Annotated in this window: 22 protein-coding genes; 12 read left to right on the forward strand and 10 right to left on the reverse strand. The window is 41.0% G+C overall.

From position 1 onward, the window contains the following. Positions 1-24: 24 nt before the first annotated feature. Positions 25-1,203, forward strand: coding sequence for an ABC transporter permease DevC (gene devC / locus H6G76_RS19695; RefSeq protein ID WP_190704270.1), 1,179 nt, complete (start codon positions 25-27; stop codon positions 1,201-1,203). Between the two features lie 121 nt (positions 1,204-1,324). Further along, positions 1,325-2,326: an NAD(P)-dependent oxidoreductase gene (locus H6G76_RS19700; RefSeq protein ID WP_190704273.1), complete on the forward strand. Its 1,002-nt coding sequence runs from the start codon at positions 1,325-1,327 to the stop codon at positions 2,324-2,326. On the opposite strand, the gene H6G76_RS37760 is transcribed toward H6G76_RS19700, so the two are convergent. Then, on the reverse strand, positions 2,319-2,450 hold the full coding sequence (locus tag H6G76_RS37760) for a hypothetical protein (protein ID WP_277883113.1): 132 nt from the start codon (positions 2,448-2,450) through the stop codon (positions 2,319-2,321). The two genes, H6G76_RS19700 and H6G76_RS37760, sit on opposite strands and share 8 nt — an antisense overlap. Between H6G76_RS37760 and H6G76_RS19705 the strand changes: the two genes are divergently transcribed. The 4 genes from H6G76_RS19705 (at position 2,449) to H6G76_RS19720 (ending at position 7,198) form a co-directional block, all read left to right on the forward strand. Further along, the gene (locus H6G76_RS19705; RefSeq protein ID WP_190704277.1) at positions 2,449-2,916 is read left to right on the forward strand and encodes a DUF2141 domain-containing protein; all 468 of its coding nucleotides are present in this window, start codon (positions 2,449-2,451) and stop codon (positions 2,914-2,916) included. The two genes, H6G76_RS37760 and H6G76_RS19705, sit on opposite strands and share 2 nt — an antisense overlap. Positions 2,917-3,079: 163 nt before the next feature. Beyond that, positions 3,080-4,339 carry a glycosyltransferase family 2 protein gene (locus H6G76_RS19710; protein WP_190704280.1) on the forward strand — a complete coding sequence of 420 codons (1,260 nt, stop codon included), beginning with the start codon at positions 3,080-3,082 and terminating at the stop codon, positions 4,337-4,339. Between the two features lie 209 nt (positions 4,340-4,548). Further along, complete coding sequence (locus H6G76_RS19715; protein WP_190704282.1) at positions 4,549-5,808, forward strand: glycosyltransferase family 2 protein; 1,260 nt, start codon at positions 4,549-4,551, stop codon at positions 5,806-5,808. 124 nt (positions 5,809-5,932) lie between these two features. Beyond that, positions 5,933-7,198 carry a glycosyltransferase gene (locus tag H6G76_RS19720; protein ID WP_190704285.1) on the forward strand — a complete coding sequence of 422 codons (1,266 nt, stop codon included), beginning with the start codon at positions 5,933-5,935 and terminating at the stop codon, positions 7,196-7,198. Between the two features lie 61 nt (positions 7,199-7,259). Here H6G76_RS19720 and H6G76_RS19725 read toward each other — a convergent pair whose 3' ends face one another. From H6G76_RS19725 to H6G76_RS19735, 3 genes are all read right to left on the reverse strand, one after another. Further along, complete coding sequence (locus tag H6G76_RS19725; protein ID WP_190704288.1) at positions 7,260-8,801, reverse strand: GMC oxidoreductase; 1,542 nt, start codon at positions 8,799-8,801, stop codon at positions 7,260-7,262. A gap of 91 nt (positions 8,802-8,892) precedes the next feature. Beyond that, positions 8,893-9,711 carry an SDR family oxidoreductase gene (locus H6G76_RS19730; protein ID WP_190704291.1) on the reverse strand — a complete coding sequence of 273 codons (819 nt, stop codon included), beginning with the start codon at positions 9,709-9,711 and terminating at the stop codon, positions 8,893-8,895. 470 nt (positions 9,712-10,181) lie between these two features. After that, positions 10,182-11,372 (reverse strand): calcium-binding protein, encoded by a 1,191-nt coding sequence (locus H6G76_RS19735; RefSeq protein WP_190704293.1) that lies wholly within the window; start codon positions 11,370-11,372, stop codon positions 10,182-10,184. A gap of 353 nt (positions 11,373-11,725) precedes the next feature. On the opposite strand from H6G76_RS19735, the gene H6G76_RS19740 reads away from it, so the two are divergent. After that, on the forward strand, positions 11,726-13,321 hold the full coding sequence (locus H6G76_RS19740) for an alkaline phosphatase (RefSeq protein WP_190704296.1): 1,596 nt from the start codon (positions 11,726-11,728) through the stop codon (positions 13,319-13,321). Between the two features lie 60 nt (positions 13,322-13,381). Here H6G76_RS19740 and H6G76_RS19745 read toward each other — a convergent pair whose 3' ends face one another. The 3 genes from H6G76_RS19745 to H6G76_RS19755 all read right to left on the reverse strand — a co-directional run bounded on the left by H6G76_RS19745 (position 13,382) and on the right by H6G76_RS19755 (position 16,002). Further along, entirely contained in the window at positions 13,382-13,609 is a 228-nt protein-coding gene (locus H6G76_RS19745; protein ID WP_190704299.1) for a hypothetical protein, read from the reverse strand. 173 nt (positions 13,610-13,782) lie between these two features. Next, on the reverse strand, positions 13,783-14,076 hold the full coding sequence (locus tag H6G76_RS19750) for a type II toxin-antitoxin system ParD family antitoxin (protein ID WP_199337449.1): 294 nt from the start codon (positions 14,074-14,076) through the stop codon (positions 13,783-13,785). A 12-nt stretch (positions 14,077-14,088) separates the two neighbouring features. Next, positions 14,089-16,002 carry a GTPase family protein gene (locus H6G76_RS19755; protein ID WP_190704302.1) on the reverse strand — a complete coding sequence of 638 codons (1,914 nt, stop codon included), beginning with the start codon at positions 16,000-16,002 and terminating at the stop codon, positions 14,089-14,091. Positions 16,003-16,285: 283 nt separating this feature from the next. On the opposite strand from H6G76_RS19755, the gene H6G76_RS37155 reads away from it, so the two are divergent. From H6G76_RS37155 to H6G76_RS19780, 5 genes are all read left to right on the forward strand, one after another. Further along, positions 16,286-16,522 (forward strand): hypothetical protein, encoded by a 237-nt coding sequence (locus H6G76_RS37155; protein ID WP_190704305.1) that lies wholly within the window; start codon positions 16,286-16,288, stop codon positions 16,520-16,522. Positions 16,523-16,560: 38 nt separating this feature from the next. Further along, positions 16,561-17,280, forward strand: coding sequence for a nucleotidyl transferase AbiEii/AbiGii toxin family protein (locus H6G76_RS19765; protein ID WP_242056464.1), 720 nt, complete (start codon positions 16,561-16,563; stop codon positions 17,278-17,280). 75 nt (positions 17,281-17,355) lie between these two features. After that, positions 17,356-18,186 (forward strand): class D beta-lactamase, encoded by an 831-nt coding sequence (gene blaOXA / locus H6G76_RS19770; RefSeq protein WP_190704310.1) that lies wholly within the window; start codon positions 17,356-17,358, stop codon positions 18,184-18,186. A gap of 348 nt (positions 18,187-18,534) precedes the next feature. Beyond that, entirely contained in the window at positions 18,535-20,028 is a 1,494-nt protein-coding gene (locus H6G76_RS19775; protein WP_190704313.1) for a S8 family peptidase, read from the forward strand. A 291-nt stretch (positions 20,029-20,319) separates the two neighbouring features. Next, a complete protein-coding gene (locus H6G76_RS19780; protein ID WP_190704316.1) occupies positions 20,320-21,054 on the forward strand; it encodes an SDR family oxidoreductase in 735 nt (244 codons plus the stop codon). A gap of 613 nt (positions 21,055-21,667) precedes the next feature. Here H6G76_RS19780 and H6G76_RS19785 read toward each other — a convergent pair. The 3 genes from H6G76_RS19785 to H6G76_RS19795 form a co-directional block, all read right to left on the reverse strand. Next, complete coding sequence (locus H6G76_RS19785) at positions 21,668-22,570, reverse strand: tetratricopeptide repeat protein (protein WP_190704319.1); 903 nt, start codon at positions 22,568-22,570, stop codon at positions 21,668-21,670. 5 nt (positions 22,571-22,575) lie between these two features. Further along, a complete protein-coding gene (locus tag H6G76_RS19790; protein ID WP_190704322.1) occupies positions 22,576-22,980 on the reverse strand; it encodes a hypothetical protein in 405 nt (134 codons plus the stop codon). A gap of 585 nt (positions 22,981-23,565) precedes the next feature. Beyond that, positions 23,566-26,565: S-layer family protein (locus H6G76_RS19795; RefSeq protein ID WP_190704324.1), on the reverse strand; the 3,000-nt coding region annotated here is incomplete at its 5' end.

Consider the following 26,565-nt stretch of genomic DNA (forward strand, 5'->3'; position numbering starts at 1 on the left):
AAATGATAAATAATAAGTGAATCCATGAATTTCAAGATTCCTTTAGCATGGCTACAGCTAGCCCAACAAAAGATTCGTTTTGTCGTTGCTGTAGCTGGCATTGCCTTTATTGTGCTGCTAATGTTTGTGCAGCTAGGGTTTCAAGATGCACTGTATTCTAGTGCTACCGCCGTGCATCAAAGCTTACGCGGAGATTTATTTTTAGTTAGTTCACAATATAAGTCTTTGACATCTAATCAAAGCTTTTCGAGAACTCGTTTGTATCAATCTTTGGGGTTTGAAGGCGTTGATTCTGTTAGCCCCATGTACTTGCAATTTGCGAAGTTAAAAAATCCTGATACTGGTGAGAAGTATTCTATCTATGTGATTGGCTTCGACCCAGGAAATCCGGTGATGAATATTCCCGAAGTTGAGCAAAACTTGGACAAACTCAAAATTCCTGATGTCATGCTTTTTGACCGGAATTCTCGTCCAGAGTTTGGGCCAATTGCTGCCAAATTTGACCAGGGAGATACTGAACAAACAATTGAAATATTTCCTTTTGATGGCCCAATTGGCTACAACGTCAGAGTAGGTGGACTATTTAGCTTGGGGCCTTCCTTTGGTGTGGATGGGAACTTAATTGTCAGCGACTCCACGTTTCTGCGGATAAATCCTAATACTCGTCCAGCAGAAAAAATTGATATAGGTGTAATTACTCTTAAATCAGGTGCTGATAAAGAAAAAGTTTTAAAGAATTTGCAAGCCAACTTACCTAATGATGTCCTAGTTTTTAATCGTCAAGGCTTTATAAATTTTGAGAAACAATATTGGGCAGATAGAACACCAATCGGTTTTATTCTTAACCTAATGTTGACAATGGCTTCTGTAGTTGGCGTAGTGATTGTTTATCAAATTCTCTACAGTAATATTGCCACTCAATTTATTGCCTATGCGACTTTAAAAGCAATTGGTTATCCCAACTCTTATTTGTTAAACATTGTCTTTCAACAAGCTTTAATCTTGGCTGTTTTTTCATACATTCCCGGATTTTTGACTTCCATAATTTTGTACGACTTTGCAATGGAAGCCACAAAATTACCCATCATGATGAATGCAAATAACGCCTTGATTGTGTTTATTTCAGCAGTTTTGATGTGTATTACATCTGGCGCACTTGCTATTAACAAATTACGTTCTGCTGACCCAGCAGATATTTTTTAGGGAGTGGGGAGTTGTGAGTAGAGGTTAAATACTACTTTATTGATGTAGCAATAACTCTGGCACTTGTTACCTTTCACCTATCACCTAAAACATTCAAACTTTAGTAAGTTAATAACCTCTGATGAACTTAGAAAACAAAACTCTCCTGATTACTGGGATTGATGATTTTATCGGCTTGCGTGCAGCCGAGTTAGCCATAGCGCAGGGAATGAAGGTGCGCGGACTGCAAAGTTCTAGCGATCGCAACATAGCACAAAATATAGGTGTAGAAATTATCGTTGGCAATATTACTGACCCTAAAATTGCCCAAAAAGCTTGTCAGGGAGTAGACATCGTTCTTCACACAGCACAACTTACCCAAGAAGCTGGCCCCATCAAAGAATTTCGAGAAATCAACGTCAACGGTACTATCAACATTGCGAAAGCTGCCAAGAATGCTGGCGTAAAAACTTTCGTCCACCTCTCCAGCACGTTAGTATATGGCTTCGATTATCCCAATAATGTGACCGAATCCGGCCCTTTATCTAGCGATAACAATCCTTACTGTCAGACCAAAATCGAAGCAGAAATAGAACTCTTACCCCTAAATTCTCCGCCAGACTTCGGTATTATTGTGCTTCGTGCTGGTGATGTCTACGGACCTGGATGTATCCCTTGGATAATTAGACCACTTTTGATGATGCGGCAAAAGCTATTTGCTTATGCCAACGATGGTAAAGGAGTTATCAATCATTTATATGTAGATAATCTGATTGATGCCATCTTTTTAGCCATCCAAAAAGAAGCTTACGGAGAAGTTTTTAATATCACCGACGGTCAAGAAACTACCTGGAAAGAGTATTTTATGCGCTTGGCTGCTACTGAAGGTTTACAGGCTCCTATGTCTGTATCAAAAGATGAAATTAAGCTATTTCTCAAAATCCGCAGTCAAGGACAAAAACTATTTCGCAAAAAAGCTGATATTCTTCCAGAATCAGTCGATTTCATGACTCGTCCCTACGCTTATTCCATCGATAAAGCTCAAACTTTGTTAGATTACAAACCCAAAATTGACCTCGAAGAAGGCTTGCGCCGGACACACGAATGGGTGCAAAAAACCGATATCCAAAAACTAGTTAAGTAGTAGAATCGGCTTTAATGAACCGCCAAGAACGCCAAGGACGCAGAGACTTAGCGTATCTCCGCGTTAACCTCAGCGCACCTCTGCGTTTAAAAACAACAAACATTACCTCTTCATGAATCATCATGCGTAAAATTGCACGTTGGTATTACTTTGTGCTTTCTTCTTTAGTTAGCATTTATTGTATTAAGCCAGTTACCGCAGAACAAACCGCCTCACTAACAATCACAGTTAATAATGTTCGCCATCAAAAAGGTGATATTTGCTTTCGCATTTATGCCGGGGAAAAAGGATTTCCTATGAGCGATAAAAGTGAAGTACAAAGTGGCTGCGCTAAAATTACAGGCACTTCTGTTATTAAAAAATTCCCTGGCTTAAAACATGGCACTTATGCGGTAGCTATAGTTGATGATCAAAATGGCGATCGCAAGTTAAACACCGACTTCTTCGGTATCCCAAAAGAAGGTTTTGGACTATCCAAAAATCCTACTGTTTCTGTGCAAACAGGTACACCAAAGTTCCGCGATGCCAGCTTTGTTGTCAATAAAAACACCAGCATCAATATCGTCATGAAATATTCACTCGATCCCTAGATGAGACGAGGGAGACAAAGAGAATAGAGGAGACACGGAAGAACTTACTCCCTTTGCTCCTCTGCTCACGCCAGTCGCTTCAAGTCGGGAAACCCGCCCAACGCGCTGGCTCCCCTGCTCCCCTGCTCCCCCACCTCTCTCAAGGCCGGAGACTGATAATTAAATGGAACAGTTGACGATATTCCTGTCTAAGTCTTTGCTGGGTTGGCTGGCTATTCAGGTGTGTCTAGCACTTGTCTTTGTGTTCTACTTGCACTTTAGCAAAAGAAGCTCATTAGTAGATGAGCAATTACCCAAAACGGCGGTGATTCTTTCTCTACGTGGAGCCGACCCGTTTTTACCTGAATGTTTGCGATCGCTCCTAACTCAAAATTACCCACAATATGATCTAAAGCTAGTTGTCGATAGTCAAGCAGATCCAGCCTGGCAAATAGCCTACGATACTATCAATCAGCTAGGTGCAACTAACGTTGAAATCAACTACTTAAGGGTAATTCGTCACAATTGTAGCCTCAAGTGCAGCGCGCTATTACAAGTTATTAGCGAATTGGATGACTCTTACGAGGTTGTGGCTTTCGTTGACGCTGATACAGTAGTTCATCCTAACTGGTTACGAGAATTAGTTAGTCCTTTATCAAATCCCAAAGTAGGCGCGACCACTGGTAATCGTTGGTATGCACCTACTGGTAAGTATTGGGGTTCTTTAGTGCGCTATGCAGGTAATGTATCTACAGTGGTGCAGATGTTTTTATTTGGCATTCCTTGGGGTGGTACTTTAGCAATAAAAACAGCAGTGCTACGTCACACCGGAATGTTGGATATGTGGGGAAAAGCCTTGAATGAAGACTTGATGATGCATAAAATTTTGAAAAAACATGGGATGCAAATCAAGTTCGTGCCTTCTTTAATTATGCTCAATCGTGAAGAGTGCGATTTATTAGGCTTAATAGATCATCTCAAGCGGCTGTTTTTATACTCTCGACTTTATCATCCTCAATGGCTGGCTGTAGTTGGTGATTTGGTTTCTAGCATTTTATTTCCGACTACAGCCATTATTTTATTGCTGGTGTCGTTGTGGGATGAAAGATGGGAAACAGCAGCTTTATTGTTTCGCTCGTATAGCATTTATACTTTGGGATTACTCTTACTCATGTTGACATTAGAGTTAGGAGTCAGGCCAGTGATTTTAGCTCAAGGTCAGCCAGTAACTAAGTTATCAGTTGGCACAATATTAAAAATGTTGATTGCCATTCCGTTAACACAGTGGGTATATGGTTTAGCAATGCTTTCTTCTTTGTTGAGGTCAACAGTTAAATGGCGGGGTGCAATTTATCGTGTACAAGGCCCTTGGAACATCCGATTAGTTGAATATCACGCCTATGATTTTTTGGATCAACCAGTAGATAGCAAAATATCTTTGTGATTAGGGTCTGGGGGCTAGAGATTAGAGGCTAGAAAAGAGAATTCATGAATAAAAAGATCCCCGACTTCTTAGAGAAGCTGGGGATCTAAAGCCCAGCTTGTCTGACAAACTCTGTGTAAATCCTGCGTCAGTTGACTGTCTATTTTGCTGAGTTAAAAGAGCAATTTATAGCTCATCTTTCAGATTCAATTGCGTAGAGTTTATCAAAAATGAATGAATTGATAATCTTCCTATCTAGGTGCTTGTTGAGTTGGTTAGCTATTCAGATTTGTTCAGTGCTGGCGTTGTTGTGGTGTCTCTCTTCACGACCACAAGACCCATTGTTAGATGAGGAACTTCCAAAAACGGCAGTGATTCTTTGCCTTCGTGGTGCTGATCCATTTTTACCTAATTGCTTGCGATCGCTATTCCATCAGAATTACCCTCAATATGATGTGAAGTTGGTTATTGATAGCATCGAAGACCCTGCATGGCAAATAGCCCAAGATACTATCAACGAAGTCAGTGCAACTAACGTTGACATCAAGCCACTCAAAATAGTCCACAATACTTGTAGTCTTAAATGTAGTTCTCTCATCCAAGCTGTTTCGGAACTAGATGAGTCTTACGAGGTGGTGGCCTTAGTTGATGCTGATACAGTAGTGCATCCCAACTGGTTGCGGGATTTAGTTACACCTCTCAACCATCCTAAAGTAGGTGCAACAACTGGGAATCGTTGGTATATCCCGACAGGTCGGTATTGGGGTACTTTAGTACGTTACATCTGGAATGTATCTGCACTTGTACAAATGTTCCTCTATGGAATTCCTTGGGGCGGGACTTTGGCTATCAAAACAGCCGTGCTACGCCAAACGGGACTGCTAGATAAATGGAGTAAAGCTTTTGGCGAAGACACAATGATTCGTAGTGTCTTGGGTAAACACAAGCTGCAAGTCAAGTTTGTGCCTTCTCTGATTATGTTGAATCGAGAAGAGTGTGATTTACCGAGTTTAAGATATTGGTTTCAACGCCAATTGTTATCTTCTCGCTTGTACCATCCTTTGTGGCCAGCTGTAGCTGCTGATGTGATATTTACAATTTTGTTGCCGAATTTCTTGTTAGTAGTGTTTTTGGCTGCTTTGTTGATTGGAGATGGAGAGAGTGCGAATTTAGCTCTCAGTTGGTATGTGAGTTATATGTTGGCATTAGTGATGCTGATTCTAGTTTTAGAGTTAGCAGTACAGCCAGAAATTCACGTTCAAGGTCAACAGGTGACAAAATTATCAGCAGCTATAATCTGCAAGATAGCGATCGCACTTCCATTCACACAATGGATTTATGGGTTAGCAATGCTAGCATCGTTTCAGATGCCAACAGTCCATTGGCGTGGTGTGACTTATCAAGTTCAAAGTCCGTGGAATATTCGCCTCGTAGAATATCTTCCTTATCAGATGGTAGATCAACCAAGCGATCGCAAAGTTTCTCTATAAACTGATAATTACCTTAGAATCTCTCAATGCGTAAATCCTAGATTTAATTCTTTTCGGTGTGAGCAGATAGTTCAGTTTTTCAACACTGATTTAGCTCTCAGAAAATAACAAATTAACTAGAATTATGCATCAGCAACAGCTACGCATTGCTTTATTTACAGGATTGTACGCGCCCTTTCTGACAGGGGTTTCGGTTGCAGTCCATCAAAGAGTTCGCTGGTTGCTAGAACAAGGGCATCAAGTTTTGCTTGTTCACCCAGAAATTAATGATCAGTATCCTAAAAAGATAAGCGATCGCCCCATGCCTGGGCTAGATGAGTTAAAGGCTTTTCCTAATCTTTCGTCTTACTCATTTCCCACACAGCCTTTAATATTCTATAAATCTCTACCCCAACCATTAAACTATCGAAATTGGAGTGATACTAAACTACTGGCAGAATTTCAACCCGACATTATTGTGGTTGAAGAAGCTGCACAAATGAGAGGATTATACTCAGGCTTTTTACAAGGATATGGTCGTCCTATTGGTGTGGAATACGCCAAACAAACTAATACACCAATCATCTCCGTTTTCCACACTGATATTGTTGCCTATATCAGATATTACTTAGGCGATGTATTCTTTAGCTTTTTACGCCCAATCATTCCTCTGTTGGTGAAGCAGTTCAGCGAGACTTACGACCTTAATCTATTTTCTTCACGCGAACAGCTTGTTAAATACCAACAACTGCAATGTAAACTTAGTGAATATCTACCTTATCAAGGGATTAATTGCGAGAAATTCCATCCTCGTAACATAGTTCATAACCCTATCCCTAACGACAATAGACCGACTCTCTTATTTGTGGGACGTGTGACAGCAGAAAAAAATGTCCCCCAATTAATAGATGCGTTCCCCATCATTGCAGCTAAAATTCCTGATGTGCATTTAGTGATTGTTGGTAGCGGCCCCTTAGATACCGAAATTCGTCGGCGTGCTGAAAAATTCGGTTCTGGTATTACTATTTGGGGTGAGTCTCATGGTACAGAACTGCTAGGTTGGTTTGCGCGTGCAGATGTATTTGTTAATCCCTCAGTAACAGAAAACTTCTGCACAACAACCAACGAAGCCTTAGCGTCAGGAACTCCCGTAGTGGCGGTGACTGCACCCTCTACATCAGAACAAGTATTCTCTGGTCGAAATGGCTTTTTAGCAGAACCTAATAACCCAATAGATTTTGCTCACAAGGTGATTACAATTCTAGAGAATCCTGAACTCAAGGCCGCAATGAGTCAAGAGGCTCGTCCTTCCATACTTCAGTATGATTGGTCTGCTTGCATGGAGAAGTTTGAAGCCAAACTTTACGATGTGGTGCAAGCAAAAAAAGGCAAAGAACCAATACCTGTTTGATTAACTAGGTAAAGCGAATCGCCCAATAGTATATTACTATTTGGGCGATCGCTCATGTTAACTATTTCATTCTTGCCAACAAATGTTCGCCTACCCGCAATGCATTAGCCATAATTGTTAGCGATGGATTAACAGCAGCACTGGAGGGGAAAAAGCTCCCATCGACAACATAAAGGTTATCAACATCGTGAGTGCGGCAATTAATATCTAATACAGAAGTGCTGGGATCTTCGCCAAAACGACAGGTTCCGCATTGATGTCCCACCGCATCTAAACCAAGATGTTGAGTAATATGTAATGAATTTTGTTTGGTTTGTGATCCTTGTGCAATAGATTTTAAAACTTCTATCCAACGTTTAATTAAACGATTAAATGCGACTTCATTGTTGCTTTTGTAGTTAATGGTAATTTTATCATCTTGGACAGATATACGATTATTCTCATCAGGTAAATCTTCATTCATTACCCACCAAGCAATAGAATGGTTGGCAATCTTTTCAGCAATAAAGTTGGGCATTAATGGTGGCCCATAGGCAAGAATTCTATCTTTATGAATATTGCCAAGGGATTGTACACTACCCATTGGATAATCAAAGTCTTTTTCCCCCCAATAAAAATCGGTGACAGCTAAAGTTTTGGGGAAAATTGTAGGGTTTGGTTTTGTGCTTAATGTCATCACCACAGCACAATTATGTACCATGTAATTTCGCCCTACAAGCTGTGAACTGTTAGCTAAACCATGCGGGTGTTTGTCATTAGCAGATTTTAATAATAATGCTGCGGAGTTAATTGCACCGCCAGCTACAACCACAATATTGCCAGAAAATATTTGTCGCTGACCTTGAATTTCTGCTTCTACGCCTGTGACTTCTCGCCCAGATGTGCTGGTGTGTAAACGGATGACTTTTGCTTGGGTAATTAATGTGAGATTATTATAGGCGATCGCTGGACGAATACCATTAATATCAGCATCACCTTTAGCATTAATCATACAAGGAAAACCATCACAAGTATCACAACGAATACAAGTACTTAAATGACGATTTACTTCGTTTAATTTAACTGCTAAAGGCAGATTAAAAGGATGTAAACCTTGATTTTTGAGACTGTAATAAATTTCTGCAACATAAGGTTCATGGCTGATAGCTGAAAAAGGATATTCATAGTTAGTTGGTGGTTCGTTAGGGTCTAAACCACGTTTTCCATGTACTTCGTAAAGTTGCTCTGCTTGGTCATAATAAGGAGCAAAGTCTTGATATTTTAAAGGCCATTCAGGAGAAATACCACCTTGATGAACAACTGTTTCAAAGTCCTGTTCACGTAATCTAAATAACGCACCACCATAAAATTTTGTATTACCACCCACATAATAATGTGCGGCTGGATGAATAGGCTTACCATCTTTGTCATACCAAATATCATTAGTACGATAGCTTCCTTCTTTTATGACTTTTTTGGTATCCCAATTTTGCTTTTCTCTAGGTAAAAAGCTGCCTTGTTCTAAAACTAAAATTTTCTTGCCACTGGGTGCTAACTTATATGCTAAAGTGCCACCACCAGCACCAGTACCGATGATGATTAAATCGTAATGATTATTCGACATTTTTACTCCAAATAATTAAGCAGATTTGGATGACAGGCATTTACTATAAATCCAGAATGTAGTGATTTATGCCCACCATAGAGTTATTAAGTTATGAACCTCGCATTTGCTTTTCCGCACAAGTTTTGTTGACTGCTTTTACACCTATCCACTTAAAAACTAAGTCACCAAACTTAGGAAAAAGCTGGAAGTTAGAAAATAAAAGTTTTGAAACTAAACCATCTAAAACTACTTCGGCTTGGTTTTGTTTGATGGCATTTAAAATGGCGATCGCCACTTCTTTTGGCGGTGCAACACGCGCTAAACTAGGCGCAGGTACTCCCAACGCCGAAAACATCCCCGCAGCAGTATAGCCAGGACAAACGACCGACACGCCAATATTTGTATCAGCTAATTCTTGCCGTAAAGCATCAGTCCACATAATTAAACCTGCTTTACTAGCTGAATAAATACTGTTATAGGGCATTCCTTTTTTACCTGAACCGGAAGCAATATTCACAATATGACCACTATTTCGAGCTAACATACTTGGTAAAATCAAGCGTGTTAATTCCATCCCTGAAATTAGATTTGTGGTCAAATTAGCTTGAATATCTTGTAGAGTGTAGAGGTGAAAAGGTCGATATTTTTCAATCGCAGCATTATTAATTAAAATATCGATTTGTCCCACAGCTTGATTAATTTGCTGTACTAATGTTGGTAAGTTTTCTACATCGCTAATATCAAATGGAATACTAACAGCCTTACCACCTAAAGCTTCCACTTCTTTACAGATATCATTGAGTTTTGTTTGTGATCGAGAAACAGCAACTACAGTAGATTGTTCTTTTGCTAAAGCACGGGCAATAAATGTACCAATACCACCAGATGCTCCAGTTAAAAGCACTGTTTTACCTGTTATTGATGTCATAATTAACCTTGATAAATAAGGTGAATTTTTAGTGTGGGACTTTATAAACTATGAAAATTTCTCAGAACTCATTCAAATCTGAAATGGCCACATGAGATTTTTGGACAATACTTTTTGTATTTAAAACCAATTTATAATTTAAAGTTCAAGTTGGTTTCAAAAAACACTTTTTTCTATGGTTTATGATGCTTAAATTCCTGGTTATTTTGCTATGTAACTGTAGCACCGCACCTGTTGAGTATCGATTTGTAGCGGCTTCATCAAGGAGATTAATTTTTAGCTTACTATAATTTAACAATTCAAATATTAATCTTAATTTTTTATTTATATTAGTTAAAATAATAGATTTAAAGTATTAAACTCAAAAAAATGTCTGTTATCAGATTACATTTATGCTGCTTATTGGTCATTACCATACATGAAAAAGGGAGACTAAACAATAAATCTCCCCTGAAATTGAAGTTGCTTAATTAAGCATTAACAAAAATATCAGCGTTAGTTAAAGCTTGTTCGCTACTGAGAGTAGCAATTTGAACTTGTGCAGCTGCGCCTGTTCCATCTCGATCAAAGAAAAGATCGCCAGTGCTTTGAGAGTAAATGAATCGATGACTAGCTGTTGTGGCTGCTGTACCAATAACGAATCTATTAGCCGCGATCGCTGCGCCACCAACCAAACTACCACCAAAACCAGCCGCAGAGACAACAATGGTATCATCAACTACGCTAAAATCGGCGATCGTGTCAATTCCTTGAGTCGGAGAGTTGAAGATAAAACGATCATTCCCGGCTTCACCATAGAGAGTGTCATCACCAGCACCGCCATTGAGAATGTCATTGCCATCACCACCATAGAAACTGTCATTGCCATCACCACCATTGATGGTGTCGTTTCCGGAACCACCATATAGGTTATCAGCAAAGAACGAATTACTGTTGTTCGTGCCAGTAATTACGTCATTACCTGCACCCGCTTGAATCGTGATGTCACTAGCCAACGCTGAGAAGTTGATGGTGTCGTTACCGCTACCTGTTGTGACTCTGGCTTGTTCAATATTTGTAATGTTTCTAGTCGTTGTGCCGTTGGAGATAGTACCACCCGTGCTGGAACTGGTGTACAAGATGGTGAAATTGCTGGTGCTAGCGGTAGTATCTATATTCAACAAGTCAATTCCGGCTCCACCATTCACTTGGTCTATACCATTCCCAGCATAAATAGCGTCATTACCACTACCACCGTCAATGGTATCATTACCTGGATCATCGTCACGGACTATGAAAAAATCCAGGTACTCCTGTTGTTCAAAAGTATAAACATAATACTCATAATGTCCATTAATGATATCATCACCGTCGCCACCATTGAGGGTATCATTGCCAATACCACCCCAAAGGATATCATTACCTCCTTCAGCATCAACACTGTCATTACCTATACCGCCGGAAAGGTTATCATTGCCAATACCGCCCTGGATGAGATCATTTCCGCCGCCATCATCACTAGGCTCGAAGATTGGTAGAGTATAGGTTGTACCGTTATAGACCACCTGTTGGTATCTGATAGAGACATTAAGTAGATCATCACCTGCAAAAGTTTCTATTACGTCGTTTCCAGAAGTACCTGTTAGAATGTCGTCTTGATCGGAACCGGGAATATATGCCATGAAATTTTGCTCCTTTTGAAAAATCAGACAGCGATCGCTGTCTGATTTCCCAACATTCTCTTATACAACTATTAAGTTGATATTAACTGCTTCTTGGTTAATAGTTAAGGTTTCGCTAGTAAGGTGAAGTCGGCAAAGTGATATTTGACGCTAAAGTTCCAAAAAAGGTTAGTAGGAAAAAGCTTATGTCATCAGGCAAATACAGCAGGGAACAGGCTTGAAAGTCTTTTTTTACATGACTTTTTGGTGAAAACTTGTACATCATTTACCTGCAATCTGTTGTATTTCTCTACTTAACACTTTGGTGTCAAATGTGCTGTTTCTGTAGTTCACCTATTAGTGAGGGGTTAACAATGGCAAAGGGCTGGAATTTTGAGCAGTTGCTACAGTACCGTATTAAGCGACGCAACTTGATTATTGGTGCTGGAGCATTTTCAGGATTAGCTATAGCTAGTCAATTTCCTCATCAAAGAGCGATCGCTAATCCGAGATTTTCTGATTATCCTTTCAAATTAGGTGTAGCCTCTGGTGAACCTTATCCCAATAGCGTGGTGATTTGGACTCGTCTTGCACCTGAACCCTTAAATGGCGGTGGTGTGCCACCTGTTAATGTACCTGTACGTTGGGAAGTATCAGACGATGCCAACATGAGGCGTATTATCGCCAGAGGTACAGAACTTGCACTTCCTGAATTAGGTCACTCAGTCAGGGTCGTCGTTGAAGGGCTACGTCCAGATACTTGGTATTGGTATCGATTTTATGTAGGTAACGAAGCTTCTCGGATTGGTCGGACTCGGACTGCGCCTTTTGGGGGTAGCTATTTAAACAAATTTACCTTTGCTTTGGCTTCTTGCCAAAACTATCAGCAAGGATATTTCACTGCCTACAAATACATGGCGCAGGATGACCTTAATTTAGTAGTCCATGTAGGTGACTACATCTACGAAGGGGGAATTAGTGATACTGCTATCAGACCACACAATAGCTTAGAGATTTTTACTTTAGACGAATATCGCAACCGTCACGCTCTCTACAAATTAGATACTAATCTGCAAGAAGCTCATGCAATGTTTCCTTGGATTGTGACTTGGGATGACCACGAAGTAGAAAACAACTATGCCGACGACATCTCACAAATCGATACAGAACCAGAACCAGACCAAGACAGAGCTATCTTTTTACAAAGACGAGCGATCGCTTATCAGGTATATTACGAGCATATGCCACTGCGTCCTTTCTCAAAACCAGTTGGCCCAGATATGCAGCTTTATCGTCGGTTAAGTTTTGGTAATTTGGCAACCTTCAATGTTCTGGATACTCGCCAATATCGTACCGACCAACCCTGCGAGGATGGTACAAAAGAACGTTGTGCAGAAGTGTTTAACCCACAAGCAACAATTCTGGGAAAAGCACAAGAAAATTGGTTGTATGAGGGTTTGAGTAGCTCACAAACTAGATGGAACATTTTAGCTCAACAAGTTCCCATTGCTCAAAGAGACTTTACCCCAGGAGAAGGCCAAACTTTCAGCATGGATAAATGGGATGGTTATTTAGCTGATCGCGATCGCTTGATGGCTTTTCTAGGACAGCGCAAGCCTTCCAATCCCGTTTCCTTGGCTGGTGATGTGCATTCTAACTGGGCTATGGATCTCAAAGCTAATTTTGATAATCCCCAATCTGCAACAGTTGGTAGTGAGTTTGTCTGTACTTCTATTAGTTCTGGTGGCGATGGAGAAGATATTCCCCCCACTGTTGCAGCCTATTTACCAGACAACCCACACATCAAATTTTATAATGGGCAACGTGGGTATGTTCGCTGTACGCTAACTCCTGATTTATGGAAGAGTGACTATTTGGTAATGTCAGAGGTCACAACTCCATTTGGCATAATTAGTAAACGCGCTTCATACGTAGTTGAAAACGGTCGCCCAGGAGTAAAACAAGCATAATTCAAACCACGCAAACAAATTTCAGTAGGGTGTGTTATGGCTTCAGCCTAACGCACCTCCCTATAAGGTTTGAATTTTCAGACTTGTGTCAACTTCACCGTGCTTTACTTGAGTAACACATCGCAACCACTCATGCCAAACAGCAGGATCAGCAGTTGTGCCATCTTGCACAGTACTCATATCACCAAGTAACCCACCCAAATCATCTGATTTTGTTCGCTCATAGACAGAAACTAAATATGCATACATAGCAGCATATGCTTCTTTTTCAGTTAATTTAATGTTCATGGCGTACCTTGCAGTAACATAAATCCAATAGGCATCTTTCAAAACTCAAAATTTTAAACTCTTTCTTTGCGACTACCCTGCGGGTTCGCCGTTAGGAGTTCTCGTAAGAGTAGCTGCTAACGCATCTATGCGTGAGACAAAAAAATATTTAATTCATATATAATCATCAATTTCTAAGATTCAAGAGCTTTACGTAATTTCCTTTCTAATTGTACTATTAAAAATTTTTGATCGAGTCTTTCTAATTCTGCAATAGAAACATCACGATTTGTAAGGGCAGCTTGTACCCATTGCTCATATTTTCTATCATGTTCTTCCAAAAGTTCTAATGCTTCGACAATGATTTCCTCAATAGTGTGATATCGACCACTACTGAGTTTTTCTTGGATAAACATTTCGTGTTTTCGGTAGAATTTGGTGTTCATCATTAATAGCTCAATTCTAAATATAAATGCACGATCGCCCAAAGCTAACACACTTTAAACTTGTTGTAAATAATACTCAAACCGCTCTCGTAGTTGCTCTACAGCCAAATTCTGAGTCCAATATTCCACAAGAGCGTGACCAAATGCCCAAGCGTTGCGATCGGGTGTAGCAGAATTTTCTAACAGTAGTGGCCAGAGTGATATTAAATCAAAATTAATTTTGTTGGAGTCGTCTGTTTTTAATAGTGAAAAAAGTTCATAGGCGATTTGGAGTTTACCAATTACAATCGGTAACTGTTCTACAGAAATTTGCTCTGCTAGTACATATGCCAAAGTGGGCGACCCGGTTGATATAGTGGAAATAAACTGAAGCACAGGACTTTTTAGCATTGAAGTTAGCCCTTGTGTCGTCGCCATCTGGAAGGTATATTGGTCAATAATTTTAGCTGCGGCGATAGTGCGGGAGTCTAAGTCACGCAAAAACCGAGCTAGTCGCAGTTGCTTGGCAGGTGCGATCGCTTGTATCAATCCCATAGATAAAATGTCTATATTCCAAGCTGTGCGGCTGGTTTTGCTATCACTAGTCACCACAGGCACAACTAGGTTAGCGAATTCGCCTAGCTTTTCGGCGCGGTACTGCGTAGCTTCTCGAATCGCAATTTCCTTAGGGCGATCGCCCCATTCCCAATCATAAGGCGGCTGCCATTCCCGGATAGGACGCAACCGATCTACTTGCGTAACAACTGCGATCGCCGGTAAGTCTGCAACTTCGGCTTTCATATCTTCTAAAAAGTCCACATCCATTTGTAAGGCAGGATCAAGGGCTGGAGTCACCAGCAGTAACAAATCTGCGTTGGTGGCATAATCCAATACCAGTTGGCGTAGTTCCCCACGCTTCACTTGCTCATAACCCGGTGTATCCCAAAGGGTGAGGGCTTCACCGCCTTTAGTTTCCCAGTGATAATTTTGAATTTCGTCAGTACTAGGTAAAACATCAACCTCCGCGAGGTCGGCTTGAAATAAAGTGTTAATTAAACTGCTTTTTCCTGCGCCTGTTCGCCCTACCAAGAGTATATTGATCGGTTTTTGCTCAACTTCCTCAACTGGTTCGGCTTGAGTTAAGATTTCGCGCAGCGTTTGGGTTTTAGCTTTAGGGATTGCTGGTGTAGAAATATCTGCTGTTGTAGTTGATAGTGTAATACCTCCGTAGAGTGCGATCGCTTGCCGACATAAGTTTCTCAAAGCGGCTTCGCGCAACAGTTGACCTAAATTGACCAACAACTGCTGATTAGCGCGGTTACCATAACCCTTAGTTGCGCGGTTAGCTACCGCCGCCACAGGATTTAATAGCCATTGCGCCCAACCCCATGCTCTCAAAAGTTTACGGGCAGATGGTTCTAGCTTGCGGTAGACTTCATATGCTTGGTAGGCTTGCCCGACAGTAGCTTGATTTAAGGCGGGTGATAAACGCTGCATCCACTGATCCAAATCATCTACTGTTCCTCGGATTAGTCCATAAGCTTGAGGGACGTATATATTAAGGAGGGGATACTGCACTTGGGGATGGTAGATATTTGCAACAGCAACAACCACATCCTGACAGCGTTGCCAAAAAGTTGCCCAATCTTCCCAAATTGGGCGATCGTTTATTGATGCTTCTAAGATTTTTTGTAGTGCGGCTTCTGCTTGCTGTGTAGCATCACTCCCAGCCATTGATGTCGTTGTATCTACAGCCGTTTCTAGTTCTTCTTTAAATCCCGCTAACGCCGCCTGTACTTGCTCAATTTCTGGTTGCGTCCATTTCACCAGCAACCAACGCCAAGCAACAAACACAACAGTAAATACAGCCCAAATCCAGTTAATTCCCCAGGCATTGATTTGTAAGCCTGCGGCAACGAGTAAGACAATAATAATAGATGCGATCGGTGTTGCTAAGATGACCAACTGCCAAGGTTTTAAGCGCACCATTCCCCCATACCTACCTTGATACAACTTCTGATAATGCTATTGTTGACTAATATTGCTGTCATGGATACTAACTGTTGGTGTAATGTCCATGCTCTTTAGGAAATAATTTTTATCTTAGTTCTTCAACAGTAGCTATATAAGAAGTGCTGTTTTCATCAGCTAAAATAATTGATGAAGAGCAAGTACCTGAATGGACTTCCAAAAATGTAACTTTAGGTAAATGGATTGTAGAGTTTTTATTCAGGAACTTTCCCGAAAAATATAAAGTTAAGAGTTGGGAAGTATGACGAAACCTATACTAAAAACAAATCCACCTATTATTCCTAATAAGCTGCCTTTTTTAGAATCTATTTGTTGGCAAACAGCAGATGTTTATCAGTTTACTCCTGACCAAATGTTGAGTCGCTATGAGCGAGGTTGGCAGTATCGCCAGTTGTTTAATAATCTAGAAGGTGAAGAACTTAGTTTTTTGAAAGAACTTGCTAAATATTATGATTCTTGGCTACAAGTCGAGCTATGAGCTTTAGATTTGATTTCCATAATAAAATTATCAAAATTTTGAAAAGCTTAAATCTTGAAGTACTTAAGGAGGGTTCTGCTTACTTCGGTGGCGGAACCCTTCTTGCGCTTGATTTTGAAGAATACCGTTGGAGTAAAGACATTGACTTTATTTCTCCTGTGGGTACATCAGGATACAAGTATCTTCGCACGGTCGTATTTGATGGTGGATATGAAGCATTATTTAGCGATTTGAACAGTATTCAAATTAGACGGGGAACTACTGACCAGTATGGAATTAGGATGATGGTTATGGTAGATAATCTACCTATAAAGACTGAGATTATCGCTGAATCACGTTTTCATCCAGACCCCCCAAGATATACAGAATGGTCGCCTGTTCCCTGCTTAAGCCTGATTGACTGTTTTACGTCGAAGCTTCTGGCAAATTCTGATCGCTACATGGATGATAGTGTTGAAGCTAGAGATTTAATTGATTTAGCAATTTTGCGGTTGCAATCTCCAATTCCGCAAGCAGCAATTGACAAGGCTGAGAAAGCCTATGAAGTAATTCGTCCTTTAAAAACTGTGGTCAAGCGTTTTCAGGAAAGACCAGATTATAGAGAAAAATGCTTTCTGAGTCTGCAAATTGATGAAACTCAGATACCAAAAATTATTGATGGTGTTGATTTGATAGCTACTGACTTAAATTTAGAGATGACGCAGAGAGTATTTAAAGAACAACATGATATTTTTAGTGATTTAGATAGACAAGAATAAACAATTTTCGGGAATTGACTACTTTGCTTTTGTATCCTCTCTGGTTTGCCAATCAGTTGTGTGAGGATAAAATCTATGGCTAGAAGTGGGCGATCGCTACTTATAATCTTTCTTATCACTATTACCAGTTTTCCCACCCTATCTGCACAATCAAAAGCAAATCAACCCTCTCCAGTTATTGCTCAAAATCTGAATTTTGGGCGTTGTTTTCAAGAACTAGGAATTGAAGGCTCAATTTTAATTTACGACCAAAATAATAAAAAGTTTTACGAACACAACACTTTTAGGAATTCAACTGCATTTTATCCTGCTTCAACTTTCAAAATTTTGAATTCTCTAATTGCATTAGAAACCGGAGTAATTAAAGATGATGTGGCTGTTTTGACTTGGGATGGAATTAAGCGTGAAATTCCAGCTTGGAACCGAGATACTAATCTGCGTCAAGCATTCAAAGATTCAACAGTTTGGTTTTATCAAGTGTTGGCGCGGAGAACTGGTCATGAAAGAATGCAGAAATTCATCAATCAAGTTGGTTATGGGAACCGTCAAATTGGGACACCTGAACAAATAGATAAATTTTGGCTAGAAGGGCCTTTACAAATTACGCCTAGACAACAAATAGATTTTCTACAACGTCTCTATCGCAAAGACTTACCTTTCTCTCTACGCACTTTAGATTTAGTTCAAGACATTATGATTTTTGAGCGAACACCTAATTATATACTCCGAGGAAAGACTGGGTGGGCTACTAGTGTGAAACCTAACATTGGTTGGTTTGTAGGATATCTAGAACAAAACAATAATGTTTATTTCTTTGCTACCAATATTAATATTCAAGATAATGACGATGTTACGGCACGAATTGAAGTTACTCGGCGTAGTCTCAAAGCTTTAGGATTATTATGATTTTAGGTAGAAACTATCAGTGATTAATATAACTCAGATGGTTTGCTATTGTAATCAATCCAGATAAATATCAACAAACTATCATTTTTATCTGTATTAATCAGGAATGTAGAAACTAATCAAACCGTGCTGTATTCTTTGTCAGCCTTGCTTACAGCTAAAACTCTTAATGAATGCTTAAAATATGTTGAATATTGTTTTGTAAAAAAAGCTTCATTTTGTCATTTAATTTCATAGTAATTATTAGCTAGGGGAGCAAATTTACCATGAAAAACCTGAAAGCAAAGGTTTTGACAGTTAATGCTGCCAATAATCAGGATTTATGATTTGATTTGAGGAGAAATACTTATGCCCATTAATGATACTAGTAAAAAATTACTTTCTCATAACGGGCTAACATCTCAGGCTCTCTCCTCTAAAGATATTTTTCATGGATACAATGACTATGGCTTAGGTTTCCAAAGAAGTAGTTTTAATACGGCTGCTTCTGTTACTACTAAAAGCTATAATTCCACTACAGGTTATGGCTTAATAAATGCCGCAGCCGCAGTCTCTAGAGCATCTGGTAAAAATACTTTTGCTGATGTTAAGAATTCAGGTGGGAATAATTGGGGCGCAGACCTTGTAAAAGCCCCAGAAGCATGGGCTAAAGGATATACAGGTAAAGGTGTTGTGGTTGCTGTTGTCGATACTGGAGTTGATTACAACCACGAAGATTTAAAAAATAATATCTGGACTAATACTAAAGAAATTGCTGGTAATGGCATAGATGATGATGGCAATGGCTATGTTGATGATATAAAAGGTTGGAACTTTGCTAACAATAACAACAACACTTTAGATAATAATGGGCATGGCACTCATGTTTCTGGCACTATTGCGGGACAGAGAAACGATTATGGTGTAACTGGGATTGCCTATGATGCCAAAATTATGCCAGTTAAAGTGTTAAATGATTCTGGTTCTGGTTCTTACAGCGCGATCGCTAATGGCATTTATTATGCTGTAAACAATGGAGCTAATGTCATTAACCTGAGTCTAGGTGGTAGTTTTGGTAACCGTACTCTGCAAAATGCCCTTGAATACGCCAGTAGCAAAGGCGTAACTGTTGTGATGGCTGCTGGTAATGATGGCAGTTCTCAACCAGACTACCCTGCTCGTTATGCCAAGAATACGGGTATTGCCGTTGGAGCAGTAGATCAAAATAATAATTTAGCTAACTTTTCAAATCGTTCTGGTACAAATCAATTAGCTTATGTGACAGCCCCAGGAGTAAATATTTACTCTTCAGTGCCAAATAATCAATACGCTACTTACAGTGGTACATCTATGGCATCTCCCCATGTTGCTGGTGTAGTTGCTCTTATGTTGAGTGCTAACCGTAACTTAACTCCTGCTCAGGTACGTCAGATAATCACAGAGACGGCAGAAGCTAACACATCAGCAACAAATTCTAATGTTAAGACTAGTTTTAATCTCAGTTCAGTGGTGCAGCAAGCGATGTCTGACGACAAGCTGTTACACATCTACGCACCTATACCCGATAATCAAACTTCAGCTAGAACTTTGAGTTTCAATACTGCGTCTAGCGAACCTCAAATCAACGAACCGTCTCAACTTCCTAGCCACAGCAATTCAACAAATATCAGCACTAAGTCGTATCGTTACTACGACAGCAGTCTCAGCATTAAATCTGATAACAGCCCAAATGAAGAGAAGCCAAACACTGGTAATAACGGCAATAATATGGATTTTGGCAAATTTCTAGAGCAAATAAGTGGACTGCAAAAGCAGCTAGAAGAATATCGCCGCTACTTAGGCCTTAGCAAGGAGACACGTTAATAGCGGGGTTAAGCAGCAAGAGTCAATTAAATTGTTGCAGAGTGTAGGCTGTTGTGTTGAACGCATATTTTCGAGATGATTTATCACAAAAAACTATCCAAGTGCTTAACACACCATATAAATTGGCGGTGCGTTAGGCTAAAGCCATAACACACCCTACTTATTATCTGCTTTATAAATAGTCTCTAAGGCTAGGTTAAGTTTTTGATATGAGGTAATCAGCTAACCGATATACTGTCAATGTTCTGATCTACCAAACCAAAATCAACTTAACAACCATAGAGAACTAATATGTCAGACGATTTAAAAGGAAAAGTGGCATTGATTACTGGTGCGAACAAAGGCATTGGGTATGAGATTGCACGCCAACTTGGTTTGAGAGGCGCAACTGTAATTATTGGTGCCAGGGATAAAGAACGTGGTCAACAAGCGTCGAATCAACTTCTATCCAGCCAAATCGATGCAAAAGCAGTTCAACTTGAGGTCACCAACCTAGCAACTATCGATGCTGCTGCTGCTGATATTGAACGTGAATTTGGAAGGCTCGATATCCTGGTTAACAATGCTGGAATTGCAATAGACCAAGTTCCACCTAGTCAATTAGATATTGAAACATTGCGGCAGACTTATGAGACGAACGTTTTTGGTGTGTTTGCAGTCACTAAAGCAATGTTACCACTGTTAAAGAAATCACTTTCTGGCAGAATTGTGAATATTTCTAGTGGTTTGGGTTCACTGACTCAGAACTCTGACCCAAACTACGAGTTCGCTGATTTTAAGCTCTTAGCTTATAATTCATCAAAGACAGCTGTAAATGCACTGACAGTTTTATTTGCTGCCGAGTTGAAAGATACCCCAATTAAAGTGAATGCAGCTGATCCTGGTTTCACAGCCACAGATATTAATCAACACCGAGGTTATCGCACTGTTGAGCAAGGAGCAACAGCTGCTGTTCGATTGGCCACGCTGCCTAATGATGGTGTTAGTGGTGGATTTTTTGATGACAATGGCGTGGTTCCTTGGTAGTAATATTGTGTCCGGTTAAAGATTTACAGCGTTTTTCGGTTGAGTGCAGTACAAGTAGATAGGAGCTAGAGGCTAGAGGAATGTACCTTATTGGGATGAAAGCTGCTGTATCATTAAGGCCGCTCTGATGATTTCATTCTCGACGCTCTTTTTTATACAGCTTCATTGTCAATTCATATTAGCGTAGAGGTTCTAAGCTGTCAGTCTTTTGTATTAAGAAATCAGTAAAGATACTCATAAGAATGCGCTGACGTAATTTCACATTAGCATTAATAGATATACCTGATTTTAATGGGATTTGACGCTGATTAATCAGTAAAATCTGCCCGTATAGGCGGACTTTAGCTGAAAAACGCCAGAAGTTATAAACATTAATTTTATAGATACGTTTTTGATTATCGATAATTACCTTGGTTAATTGGCTGCCAATTTCAGCAATACTTTTGTCGTTATCTGTAATTTTGGCTAGTAAGTCTTCTTGAGACAGTGCATCAGTAGCCTAGTCAATGATAGCGATCGCTTGGATTTTTCCAGTTGACAAGATGCTTTATGTTGCCAGTTTAAGTATTCGCTGTTTATCCTATTAGGTGCAGAAAAATAAATCAACTCTGTTTTATTGCAAGTTGAGTTCGTTAATTTTTTCTAAAACTTGTCGATAGTTATTAGGTTGATTGTGTTGAAGATATAAATCTGCTGAACGAATTAGATTTTGAGATGCATCTTCTTTACGGTTTAACTTTGCAAATGATAAACCAGCATAGTAATAAGCTTCTGGTTGATCTGGAAAAATTTTCAGACTCAAGATAAAATCACGAATAGCATTTTCATATTGACCTAAGTTGTAATATGCAATGCCACGGGCAAGATAAGCAGGAAAAAATGATTTTTCGGTAGCTATCAGTTGATTCATCTCTTCTATAACTTGTTTAAACTGACCAAGCTGAATCCGTAAGTTAGCTAGATTTAAACGATTAACTAATGTTGGTGCTAATTGCACGGATTTTTGTAAATCTTCTAAAGCTTGGGGCATCTGTCCAGAGCGTTGGTATGCTAAGGCTCGATTGTTATAAACTAAGGAAGAAGGTTGGAGTTTTTCTGCTTGATTAAAGCTTTGAATTGCTTCTGGTAGTTGGTTGAGTTCAGTCAGTGCAATTCCCCGGACAATTAAGACATAGACTGGAGTATTTTTGCCTTGAATTTGAATGATCTGATTTAAGTCTTGAACTGCAAAGTCATATTGCTTTAGCAATATATAAGCTTGAGAACGATTATATAAAGCCTCAACAACATTAGTGCGGTTTTTAATATCGCGGCTCCATTGTTGAATGGCACGAGTGAGATTGCCTTGCTGAAAATTTTCGGCTGCACTCAGAGAAGAATTCCTGACTGGTTGTTGAGTACTAGGTGGAGTTTGAGCTTGAACATTTGTAGAGAAAGTGATAATCAATATCCATATCCCTAGCCAGCAACTGAATGAACATAAACTATCAGTAGCATAACGATTGAACCAAGCCATAGGATTTAAGGATGATAATTAGTTTGGGCAGAACAACGATCTATTTCAGGCTTCATCATCAGATTCACTAGGCGTGGCCCATTTTGTCCTACTTGCACAGATAAAACATTGATTTGAGAGAATAGCTGGGGAGTATAACGAGATTTATAAGCAGTAAACGCACATTGGCAAAAATTTTGCTTAATTGTTCTTTGGTTAGGTTGTAGGTTTTGTTGACCTACACACCCTTGCATAAAGTCTTTTTCAATGTTGGGAACTTGTGACCAACTGGTTGGTGTAACTGGATTCCTAGGTGGCTGTGCGGGGCGATTTTGCGCTGTGCTAGGCAAGGAGGTTAAGATTACGGAAAATATTGATACAGCAGAGAATGCGTAGGCGTAGCCCATCGTATATTTTGAGTTGGTTTTCATAATTGTGAAAGTCTTTGTAATTGCAATAGTTAGAAAGGAATTCAATCGGACGAATCTACTATATTTCATGTAATTAAAAACGGCTATAAAAAAGTACAATTTTGCTGTTAATATTATTCGTTTCGCAAAGTTAAATCTATAGATATAGCAGGGAACAGGTGTCAAAGTTAAAAGTCTTTTACTGTCTCAGTTTTATGATTTACCGATATGCTAACTACCTTGGCTATTGCTATAAGTAAACGTGAGTTCGACGGAGCTAAAAAACCCCTCTCCAAACCTCTCCCCCTGTGGGGGAGAGGCTTTGAAACCCTTATCTTTCGTTGAAATATCACAATGTTTTAGCCCCTCTCCGCGTCGGAGCGAAAAGTTGAGCCAGTGCGTTGGACGGGTTCCCCGGCATAAAGCAACTGGCGTTGCGCGTCCGGGTTTCCCGGCGCAAAACTTTTCAAGACAGAGGGGTTGGGGAGAGGTTCATCGAACTCACGTTAAGTAAGTTTATAGTGAGAACTTGAGTGCCTTGAAAGTAAGGACTAAAGTTCTCACTACAAACCATAAAAGTTAGACTGTTGAGGGCTAGCTCAAGGTTTAGAACTGGAAGAAGATACCTATACGTCCCATAAAGCTAGAACTGCTACTGTAACTAGAAGAACCTGGAGACGATGTAATAGAAGCTGCTGCATTAACGCTGATACTTTGATTCAGGCGCGTAACGCAACCAAATGCACCAGCTAAAGAACCTCCATATATACCTGTACCAACTCCACAACCCCCCTTGCTACCTGTGGGAATAGTGTTAGGAATAGATGAGAGAGCCGCAGCAAGAGCGCCAACAGAATTAACTTGTTGTCCTAATGTGACTAATCCTCTTTCAATTCTTTCTACTGTGGCAGGATCGAAGAAAGCAGCAGCAGTACCTAAATTACCAGATTGGTCTACTGTCACAAAGCGTCTTTCTCCACTTTGATAAGTGTCGCCAACAAACTGTCCAGAGGGGGCGAGTCCTGGTAGTGTGTAATAGCTGGCAGGAGTACCAAAAGCTATCTGATTCGTGCCTGTGGCGATCGCACCTGTACCAATTGCGGTTGAGTTATCACCCGAAGCCACAGCATTTGAACCGATCGCAGTTGAATTTGCACCATTGGCTTGGGTTTTAGTACCAATAGCAGTAGAGTAGTTACCATTTGCCGTCGATTGGAATGCAAAAGCGGCTGAATCTATACCTACCGCTAAAGCTGAATCACCAACGGCGGTGGCTGGATCACCTAATGCTTGGGCATTATGTCCAATCGCAACTGTACCAGCTTGTTGAGCGATCGCATTTTGTCCGATGGCGATTGCATTTTGACCACTGGCTGTGGCTGTACCCACTGCGATCGAATCATCCTGGAGGGCATTGGCTCCAAATCCTGTAGCGACTGACCGATTACCAGATGCGGTGGCGGCTTGCTCAAACTTGCCAGTTGTAGTGTTGAAATTCCCACCACCAACAGCTACAGAATTTGCACCGGATGCGGTCGCACCTGCACCGGATGCGGTCGCACTGATTTGGCTAGCAGTGGCATTGTAACCATAGGCTGTTGTATTCTCTTGACTAGCATTAGCAATGTAGCCATAGGCAGTGGCATTATTAGCAGTGGCATTAGCACTGTTACCGTAGGCTGAGGCATTATTACCGCTAGCATTGGCACTGTTACCAAAAGCAGAGGAATTTATACCGCTAGCATTAGCACTATTTCCAAAGGCAGATGCATTGACACCAGTGGCTTTGGAATTATTGCTACCAAAGGCAGTGGCATTTGTACCACTGGCATTAACAGTTCTACCAATAGCGATCGCATTTTCACCAATCGCCGAAGTACCAGCACCTGTAGCCGTAGCATATGATCCTTGAGCTAAGGCACCAGCACCTGTAGCCGTAGCATATGATCCTTGAGCTAAGGCACCAGCACCTGTCGCTGTAGCGTTGGAACCATCTGCCTTCGCATTAGTACCAGTAGCGATCGCATTTTCGCCTAATGCCTGGGTTTGGCTACCAGTAGCGATCGCACCAACTCCGGATGCTATAGAGTTTTTACCAATAGCGATTGAATTTTGTCCACTAGCGGTAGCAGTATCACCGTAGGCAGAGGCGGAAATACCAGTGGCTTTGGCAGCATTACCAGTGGCGGTGGCGTTTTGTTGATTGGACTGGGCATTTGTACCTGTAGCGATCGCATTTTGGGCGCTGGCAGTGGCACTAGTACCTGTGGCTATAGAACTAGAACCTGAAGCTGTTGAGCCTTTACCGATGGCAGAGGCATTTGTCCCACTGGCAGAGGCAGTGTCACCTGTAGCAATCGAACTCACACCGGATGCGTTTGCGCCTTTACCTACAGATGTGGCATTTGTCCCACTGGCAGTAGTTCCGTCACCGTAAGCAGAGGCAGAAATACCAGTGGCTTTGGCAGCGTTACCTGTAGCAGTGGCATTTTGTTGATTGGACAGAGCATTCGTACCAGATGCGATCGCATTTTGGGCGCTGGCAGTGGCAGTATCACCCGTAGCAATCGAACTTGCACCGGATGCGGTTGCACCTTTACCGACAGAAGTAGCACGAATGCCACTGGCAGTAGTTCCGTCGCCGTAAGCAGAGGCGGAAATACCAGTGGCTTTGGCAGCGTTACCTGTGGCGGTGGCATTCTGTTGATTAGCGACAGTATTAGCACCTGTGGCGATCGCACTAATAGCTCCGGCCTGAGCATTTGTACCAGCAGCGAGCGCATTTTGGGCGCTGGCTGTCGCCGTATCACCCGTGGCAATGGAACTCGCACCGGATGCGGTTGCACCTTTACCGATGGAAGTAGCATTTAGACCACTGGCAGTAGTTCCGTCACCATAGGCAGAGGCGGAAATACCTGTAGCTTTGGCAGCGTTACCTGTGGCGGTGGCGTTTTGTTGATTAGCAACTGTATTGGCACCCGTGGCAATGGAACTTGCACCAGATGCGGTTGCACCTTTACCCACAGATGTGGCGTTTAGACCACTGGCTGTCGCATTGTCACCGTAAGCAGAAGCGGAAATACCAGTGGCTTTGGCAGCGTTACCTGTAGCAGTGGCGTTTTGTTGATTGGACAGAGCATTTGTACCAGCCGCGATCGCATTTAGACCACTGGCAGTAGCAGTATCACCTGTGGCAATGGAACTCCCACCGGATGCGGTTGCATCTTTACCTATAGATGTAGCATTTAGACCACTGGCTGTCGCATTGTCACCCGTAGCAATCGAACTCGCACCGGATGCGGTTGCATCTTTACCTATAGATGTAGCATTTAGACCACTGGCTGTCGCATTGTCACCGTAGGCAGAGGCGGAAATACTTGTGGCTTTGGCAGCGTTACCTGTGGCAGTGGCATTTTGTTGATTGGACAGAGCATTTGTACCAGCCGCGATCGCATTTTGGGCGCTGGCAGTGGCAGTATCACCTGTAGCAATGGAACTGGCACCAGATGCGGTTGCACCTTTACCGACAGAAGTAGCACGAATGCCACTGGCAGTAGTTCCGTCGCCGTAAGCAGAGGCGGAAATACCAGTGGCTTTGGCAGCGTT

The organism is Nostoc sp. FACHB-152 (assembly GCF_014697475.1).
In the GTDB taxonomy this organism is placed as follows: Bacteria; Cyanobacteriota; Cyanobacteriia; order Cyanobacteriales; family Nostocaceae; genus Nostoc_B.

What these genes read in the sequence shown, in the direction of transcription:
- blaOXA (WP_190704310.1), top strand. Translation starts at nt 17,356, where the DNA reads ATGGCTAGAAGTGGGCGATCGCTACTTATAATCTTTCTTATCACTATT.
- H6G76_RS19735 (WP_190704293.1), bottom strand. Translation starts at nt 11,372, where the DNA reads ATGGCATATATTCCCGGTTCCGATCAAGACGACATTCTAACAGGTACT.
- H6G76_RS19780 (WP_190704316.1), top strand. Translation starts at nt 20,320, where the DNA reads ATGTCAGACGATTTAAAAGGAAAAGTGGCATTGATTACTGGTGCGAAC.
- H6G76_RS19720 (WP_190704285.1), top strand. Translation starts at nt 5,933, where the DNA reads ATGCATCAGCAACAGCTACGCATTGCTTTATTTACAGGATTGTACGCG.
- H6G76_RS37760 (WP_277883113.1), bottom strand. Translation starts at nt 2,450, where the DNA reads ATGATGATTCATGAAGAGGTAATGTTTGTTGTTTTTAAACGCAGAGGT.
- H6G76_RS19755 (WP_190704302.1), bottom strand. Translation starts at nt 16,002, where the DNA reads ATGGTGCGCTTAAAACCTTGGCAGTTGGTCATCTTAGCAACACCGATC.
- H6G76_RS19715 (WP_190704282.1), top strand. Translation starts at nt 4,549, where the DNA reads ATGAATGAATTGATAATCTTCCTATCTAGGTGCTTGTTGAGTTGGTTA.
- H6G76_RS19740 (WP_190704296.1), top strand. Translation starts at nt 11,726, where the DNA reads ATGGCAAAGGGCTGGAATTTTGAGCAGTTGCTACAGTACCGTATTAAG.
- H6G76_RS37155 (WP_190704305.1), top strand. Translation starts at nt 16,286, where the DNA reads ATGACGAAACCTATACTAAAAACAAATCCACCTATTATTCCTAATAAG.
- H6G76_RS19790 (WP_190704322.1), bottom strand. Translation starts at nt 22,980, where the DNA reads ATGAAAACCAACTCAAAATATACGATGGGCTACGCCTACGCATTCTCT.
- H6G76_RS19710 (WP_190704280.1), top strand. Translation starts at nt 3,080, where the DNA reads ATGGAACAGTTGACGATATTCCTGTCTAAGTCTTTGCTGGGTTGGCTG.
- H6G76_RS19730 (WP_190704291.1), bottom strand. Translation starts at nt 9,711, where the DNA reads ATGACATCAATAACAGGTAAAACAGTGCTTTTAACTGGAGCATCTGGT.
- H6G76_RS19705 (WP_190704277.1), top strand. Translation starts at nt 2,449, where the DNA reads ATGCGTAAAATTGCACGTTGGTATTACTTTGTGCTTTCTTCTTTAGTT.
- H6G76_RS19785 (WP_190704319.1), bottom strand. Translation starts at nt 22,570, where the DNA reads ATGGCTTGGTTCAATCGTTATGCTACTGATAGTTTATGTTCATTCAGT.
- H6G76_RS19745 (WP_190704299.1), bottom strand. Translation starts at nt 13,609, where the DNA reads ATGAACATTAAATTAACTGAAAAAGAAGCATATGCTGCTATGTATGCA.
- devC (WP_190704270.1), top strand. Translation starts at nt 25, where the DNA reads ATGAATTTCAAGATTCCTTTAGCATGGCTACAGCTAGCCCAACAAAAG.
- H6G76_RS19775 (WP_190704313.1), top strand. Translation starts at nt 18,535, where the DNA reads ATGCCCATTAATGATACTAGTAAAAAATTACTTTCTCATAACGGGCTA.
- H6G76_RS19700 (WP_190704273.1), top strand. Translation starts at nt 1,325, where the DNA reads ATGAACTTAGAAAACAAAACTCTCCTGATTACTGGGATTGATGATTTT.
- H6G76_RS19725 (WP_190704288.1), bottom strand. Translation starts at nt 8,801, where the DNA reads ATGTCGAATAATCATTACGATTTAATCATCATCGGTACTGGTGCTGGT.